Origin of the sequence: Tropicimonas sp. IMCC6043, from assembly GCF_004146235.1 — a bacterium.
GTDB lineage: Bacteria > Pseudomonadota > Alphaproteobacteria > Rhodobacterales > Rhodobacteraceae > Tropicimonas.
Genome location: NZ_SELO01000033.1, coordinates 34969 through 41093, shown reverse-complemented (window position 1 = coordinate 41093; position 6125 = coordinate 34969). Strand labels below are relative to the sequence as shown.

Below are 6125 nucleotides of genomic sequence, written 5' to 3'. Positions count from 1 at the left end.
CGGGCCCGATGCCGCGGATCATGCCGGAGCCGAGATATTTCTCAATCCCGTCCACCGAGGCCGGCGCCGCGGTCTTCAGGAACCGCGCTCGGAACTGCTGTCCGTGGGTGCGGTCGTTCACCCATTCACCGGCCGCCGTGACCCATTCGCCGGCAGAAATCATCGCAGCATGACCGACAACGGTCTCCAGGTCGCGGTGACCGCGCGCCTTCACGCGCAGGACACAGAAACCAGACTCAGAGCTATGAAAAGTCACGCGCTCGACCAGGCCCGAGAGAACCTCACCCGGATCATGGTGATGCGCTGGACCCTTCGCGCCCAATGTCAGAGGACCCTGGTGTTCTTCGCCAGTTCGGCAATCGTCTCGCTGAAGATGTGGCGCAGGATATTCATCAGCGCGATCCGGTGTCGACCTTCCGGGCGGTTCTCATGACTGGCGTCGTTTGCCAGTCCGACAGTCTCGGAACCGGCATGGGCGGAGACGGATATTTCGTCGTCTCCGAAATCGACCTCGTGGCGGCGTATGTTGGCGCCGCGAACGATGACGTGGCTCATGTTCAGATCTCCCGCGAAACCTTGCGGACACTGCCGATCGCCTGACTGTTGCCTGCCTCGATGCCACACGCAAGGTTGCGGATTCTGTCATCTATAATCAGCACCGGATACACTTCTCGCCGAACTCAACGCAAAAGACACTGCAACCAAGGCTAGGCTCGAGAGCGCCATGGTGCAGTCGCGAGGCATGAAAGTGGCCTCGAACATGATAGTTTCCCTCCCGCCTTCAAATTGGGCGACGTCTCGCATCGGCGTGCGTGGATGCATCATCTCGGGACCTGCACCGGTCAATTGTGCCAGCGGGGTATTCACCTGTGGGATGGTACCGAAGGACAAGTTCATCGTGAGGGAATTCTGAGGACAACACCATGACTCAATCTGCAATCGACAAAACCCATATCCGAGAGGCCGCGTATTTCTTCTGGCTTGACGAAGGCAAGCCGCACGGGCGCGATGAGGAGCACTGGCAGAAAGCAGTAGTCGCCTTGAAGCAGGCCAAGGCCACCACCAAGCGCGCAACCCGAAAGCCGAAAGAAGACGTCAAAGCCACTTCCGAATCGAAGACGAAGGCAGCGAAGCCGGCCGTCTCGTGACACCGGCGCGGCATCGGCCTCGTGGCACCATCAGAGGCCGAGCATCAAGCCGCAGGCATGGCTCGCTGACGTCATCGCCAGGATCTCGGACACGCCGGTGTCGCGCCTGCCAGAATTGCTCCCTTGGGCGTGGAAGCCCTCCACCCCTGAAGTCAAGGCCGCCTGACCGCGGCCCTCCGCGGATGCTTCCCCGATAGATCGCGGCAGCTCGCAGGATTGAGGCCTCGCGGCCATCGACAAATCCGTGGTTGAGCACGATAGCCGTCTCGGGAAGCTTTGCAGCGATGCTGAGGAACATGCCTTCGCGCCTGACGCTGGACCACCCCTTTTCGCGGATGCAGCAACCTACAACAAGGGCGGAATCCGGGCATTCGCCACTGGCGCACACTCACCTTGGAGCGACTTTGAATGCGGCCATTCAGATGCGGACAAGGATCATCTTTGCTGCAAACGCGTGATAGTGGTCGAACTTCGGGGAAGCGGACCTTCGCTGCGGGTGCGAGGCGGCGAGGAAAAAACTGGAAAGCTGACATTCACTGCGAGCGCAAGGCGCACTCGCCGCGATCTGACATGGAAATGCAAGATCGCCGGAACCTGGCTCTTCTTCAGTGTGCCGTATCTTCTGGCAACTCGGCAAGGGCAGGCCTCGTACCGCCTGATGCGTGCCGGTCGGCGGAAGTTAAACTTCCGCCGACCGTAAAGACCGCGATAGGCAATGTGCATCAGCCTTGGCAAAAGGTGACACCACTTGGCGGCGGGCTTGCCGTGCGCCTATTCTGAGGCCACTTTGGCTTCAGCCGAGGTTAAGTTGCCGCTGGCGGATCCGGATCGAAGTGAGGCGATGGCTTCCGTCAACACCGCCACCGCAGCTTGGGTCGTCTCGTCATTACTTTGCCAGTTTGCAACGCTGATCCGGCAAGCCGGCCTACCTTGCCAGGCCGTTGGGCCGAACCAGATACCACCCGTCGCTGCGGCGTGTTCCGGCAACTCCCATGTCGCGTCATCGGTGTCGAGGCGGAACACGACCTGATTGAGCACAACGCGGTTGAGAACGGTCACCCCCGCCTCGGTCAGCGCCTTGGCGATGGTGCGTGCCTGACGGCAATGGCGTTCGAACATCTCTTCCAGCCCGTCACGTCCAAGGCTGCGCAACGCGGCCCAGATCGCGATCCCGCGTGCGCGGCGCGAGAATTCGACCCCGAGGTTCATCTGGCTGTCGGCGGAGGCAATCGAATAGGCCGCTGCACTGTTCATTGCAGTACCCAACGCTTCGGCGTCCCGGCAGATACCCATCGCACCATCATAGGGCGTATTGAGCCATTTGTGGCCGTCGACCGTCCAGCTGTCTGCCTGTTCAATCCCATCGACCAAGTGACGCAACTCGCCACTGGTACGCGCCCAGAGACCGAAGGCGCCGTCGACATGGACCCAAGCCCCCGCTGCCTTGGCCTGCGGTATGATCCGCTCGAACGGATCGAACTCGCCCGTGTTCACCTCTCCTGCCTGAAGGCAGAGGATCGTCCGGTCGTCGAGCGATGGCAGCCGGTCGGGGTCGACCCTGCCGAACTGATCGACGGGTGCTTTGACAATCGTATCAAGCCCGAACCCGAGCACCCGGAGTATCTTGAGAAGCGTGACGTGGATCGTATCGGATACGACCACCCGAACGGGAGGTGCACCGGCGAGCCCCTTATCGTCAAAGTCCCAACCCTGGCGCGCGAGGATGGTGCGCCGCGCCGCCGAAATGCAGGCGATCCCGCAGGAGGTCGCGGTCGTGCCGAAGGTAACGGCACTTTCCGTGGGCAGTTCGAGCACGTCGAGAAGCCAACGGGCGGCGACCTTCTCCAGCTTGTGAGCGACAGGAGAGTTCGTGAACGAACTCGCGCACTGGTCCCACGCGCTGGTCAGACGCTCGACGGCGAGAACCTCGGGCAAGGTCCCGCCGATCACGAAGCCGTAGTAGTTCGGCCCGTTGCTGGCAACCGTCGCAGGTGAGCCGGCTTCGTCGAGAAGGGCGACGGTCTCAGCACCATCACGGCCCACGTCTGGTAGCGCCTCATCGAAACGCGACAACGCGGCCAGGGCGTCGTCATCGGGATACACACGGCGTTGCCGGACCGTTTCGAGGTACTGCCGCGCCCGGCGCTCGGCGTCCTGGATGTAGGATTGATCGGTCATTTTCTAATCTCCATCACTTTGTATCTTTGGTGTTTTTCGCGCTGCGCAAAAAGCTCGTCATCCGGCTCCTCGGGAAGAATGCGGGGAATGGACGCGGTCAGAATGCGCTTGTAGTGCGTCTTGCGTTTGAGTGGTTTGGCCTGCGCGAGACGCCGCACAAAGCCGCGCGCGCTCTCTCGTAGGAAGGTGTTTCGGGAAGACATATCCGTTCCTCTTGTTGTCAGTATCGCACAGGTTTTGGGTGCCAGTGCCTCCGAAGTCGTCCGATGGTGAGAAGCGACGCAGTCACCGAGCCGACTGTGAGACCGAGCCAGATGCCTGTCGCCCCCCAGCCGCCCCCCGAGGCAAGCGCGATGCCGAGCGGCGCCGCCACGATCCAGTTGCCAAGGATCGAGAACGCCATGAGCGCGCGGGTGTCCTTGCGGCCACGCAACACTCCCGCCGCAGCCGCATTGGCCGGTCCGACGAGTTCCGCCGTCGCAAGGAGCGCGATGAGCGGCGCCGCGGCGGCCATCGCACCAGCCATCGAGACCGCTTCGTCTTCTATACCCTTGGCCATCAGCACGGCGGCTGTAAGCAGCAGCGCCGCCAGGATTGCCCCCGCCCCGCCGGACACTCCCATCGCGCTTGCGATAGTTCTCCGGTGGTCGCGAGAACGGGCGACGCGCACGGCCGTTGCTTGCAACAATCCAACAGACAGCACATAGGTCACACCCGCGATGCGGATCGCGATCGAATGCGCGGCGGCGGCTTCAGTACCCAGAGTTGCAGCGTAAAGCGTCGCGGACAGGAAGATCCCGACTTCCGCCAGCGTCGCGATGCCGATGGGCAGGCCCACCGCAAGGATTTCCTCGATCGCGAGTCTGTCGACAACCGTCGAGCCCCCGAAATCCCCGGCGCGGAAGGCCATGAAAAGAAGGGCCAACGCCGTGAACGTCGAGACGACCAGCGACGAGATGCCCGCGCCGGTGATGCCAAGCCCGTCCCACGCCCCGAATCCATTCATCAGGATCTGGTTTCCGACGGCGTTCAGCGGCACGGCGGCAAGCGTCACCTTCAGGAGAAGCCCGGGCCGTTCGATCGCGGTCAGACGACAGCGAAGCAGCGCGGTTGCCGCCATCGGGACGATGGTGACCGCCATTGCCTGCGTGTAGCCTTCGCCTCGGGAGAGCAGCGCGCGGTCGATTCCGACGCCGTGCAGATAGGCCGGCGCGGTCCAGATCAGCGGCACCGCCATGATCGCGGCAAGCGCGACGATCGCCCAACCAGCTGTGCGAAGCGTCCGCAAACGCGTTTCGTCGCGCGCCTCGCTGGCCTCGGCGTAAAGCGGCGAAAGACCGCCGATCGTGCCTGCCACAAGGTAGAAGACGATGGAGTAGAAATCGCTGCCCACGGCCACGGCGGCAAGGGCTTCGGGCCCGTGTGCGGCGGCCATGATGGTGTCGGTAACGCTCATCGCCATGTTCACGAGGGCGACCATGGCGACGGGTGCGGCCTGGGCGAGGATTGTTCTCGCCTCTTGGGTGTCGAAGGGCCAGGCCGGGTGCTGCGGCCGTGGCAGATGCAATGTCTGCGTCATGAGAAAACTCCGGTCGTAGGGAATGGGACCGGCCGAAGCGGCCGGCCCTTGGTTCAGTGCGTGTGAACGCCGGGCGACTCAGGCAGAAGCTCGATCATGTTCACGGTGAAGCCGGCGTCCTTGAACGTGTCGATCTGGCGGATCGTCTCCATCCGGTCGAGATCGACGACGGAGATCGACCCGTCATTGATGCCTTCGATGTTGGCGAGCCCGTTCTGCACGAGGGCGAGGCTGCCATCCTCCGAGAACACCAGATGGTGCGCGCCCGGTGCCGTTTCCGCCGCGCCGAGATGCTTCGGCGCCAACGGATCGGTGATGTCGAAGGCATTGAGATGCCCCGGCGCGGTGGTCGTCACGTAGGCGCGGCTGGCGTCGTCGTTGAAATAGACCTCCAGCGGGACGGCCTGCCCCAAGGGCGCGAAATCGAAGCCCGGCCGAAGGTCGAACCGCTCTGCGTCGTGCCGCCACTCGGCAATCCAGAGGTCAGCCGAGGTCGCGTTCGTGACATAGGCCACCGGAGGCTCGGCGCCGGGGACGAAGAAGATCTCGACCGGAGAGGACGGCGCGTCGGGGGACCGGGTAGTGGCGTAGGTCGCAAGGTGCTCCATCGTGGCGAGGTCAAACTCGACGATGCTGTCGCCCAGCACGGTCGGGTCGGCAGGGTCCTCTGTCGAGGTCGCCAGCACCCGTCCGATGTCGTCGCGCACGGTGATGCCGTGCGGCCAGGGCTCGGGCGTGGGAACCACCTCGATCACCTCGTCGGTCGCGCCGTCGCCGACGACGATCACGGACGAGCCCATGCAGGTGAGGAACCAGTGGTCGAGCCGTTCCGAGAACGCCACGTCTTCACCGACGACGCAGTCGGGCACGTCGACGACCGTTTTCCGCCACGGAAAGGCGGTGACGTCGAAGACGGTCAGCTCGCTTCGACCGAGCGAGGTGACATAGGCCTTGGTGCGCTCCGGGTTGTAGAAGATGTGGTGCGCGATCATGTCCGGCGGCAGCGGGATCTCGGCGAGAATCTCGCCGAAGTCGTTGGCCGCGGGGTCGATCTCGACGAAGGCCAGCGCCTCGTGACGCGGCGTGGCCGTGCCCTTGGTCTCGTAGAGGACGAGCGCGGTCTGGTCGGCCGAGGCGATTCCGGCGGCAAGCGTCGCAAGCGCGGTCGTCGCGATGAGATTGGAGAGGGGTTTCATTTCGGGTCCTTTCAGGTGAGCAGG

General features: G+C 63.4%; 6 protein-coding genes and 2 pseudogenes. 2 read left to right on the top strand and 6 right to left on the bottom strand.

The genetic code is table 11. The features are described from left to right. Both EU800_RS20570 and EU800_RS20565 read right to left on the bottom strand, forming a co-directional pair. Positions 1-256, bottom strand: a pseudogene (locus EU800_RS20570) (ATP-dependent RecD-like DNA helicase); the annotation flags it as partial. A 68-nt stretch (positions 257-324) separates the two neighbouring features. Further along, positions 325-555 carry a hypothetical protein gene (locus tag EU800_RS20565; RefSeq protein WP_129635272.1) on the bottom strand — a complete coding sequence of 77 codons (231 nt, stop codon included), beginning with the start codon at positions 553-555 and terminating at the stop codon, positions 325-327. Between the two features lie 368 nt (positions 556-923). Here EU800_RS20565 and EU800_RS20560 point away from each other — a divergent pair, with 368 nt between their 5' ends. Both EU800_RS20560 and EU800_RS20555 read left to right on the top strand, forming a co-directional pair. Then, positions 924-1148, top strand: a complete 225-nt coding sequence (locus tag EU800_RS20560; RefSeq protein WP_129635270.1) for a DUF2934 domain-containing protein — start codon at positions 924-926, stop codon at positions 1146-1148. Between the two features lie 43 nt (positions 1149-1191). Continuing rightward, positions 1192-1314 (top strand): annotated as a pseudogene (locus tag EU800_RS20555) (transposase domain-containing protein); the annotation flags it as partial. A 605-nt stretch (positions 1315-1919) separates the two neighbouring features. On the opposite strand, the gene EU800_RS20550 reads toward EU800_RS20555, so the two are convergent. Genes EU800_RS20550 through EU800_RS20535 form a run of 4 tightly spaced genes read right to left on the bottom strand, consistent with a single transcriptional unit; the run spans position 1920 to position 6101 of the window. Then, complete coding sequence (locus EU800_RS20550; protein WP_129635268.1) at positions 1920-3326, bottom strand: pyridoxal-dependent decarboxylase; 1407 nt, start codon at positions 3324-3326, stop codon at positions 1920-1922. Continuing rightward, complete coding sequence (locus tag EU800_RS20545) at positions 3323-3529, bottom strand: hypothetical protein (RefSeq protein WP_129635266.1); 207 nt, start codon at positions 3527-3529, stop codon at positions 3323-3325. Before EU800_RS20545 ends, EU800_RS20550 begins: the two co-directional genes overlap by 4 nt. 17 nt (positions 3530-3546) lie before the next feature. Then, positions 3547-4905: an MATE family efflux transporter gene (locus EU800_RS20540; protein ID WP_129635264.1), complete on the bottom strand. Its 1359-nt coding sequence runs from the start codon at positions 4903-4905 to the stop codon at positions 3547-3549. A gap of 53 nt (positions 4906-4958) precedes the next feature. Continuing rightward, the gene (locus tag EU800_RS20535; protein WP_129635262.1) at positions 4959-6101 is read right to left on the bottom strand and encodes a YncE family protein; all 1143 of its coding nucleotides are present in this window, start codon (positions 6099-6101) and stop codon (positions 4959-4961) included. Positions 6102-6125 lie beyond the last annotated feature (24 nt).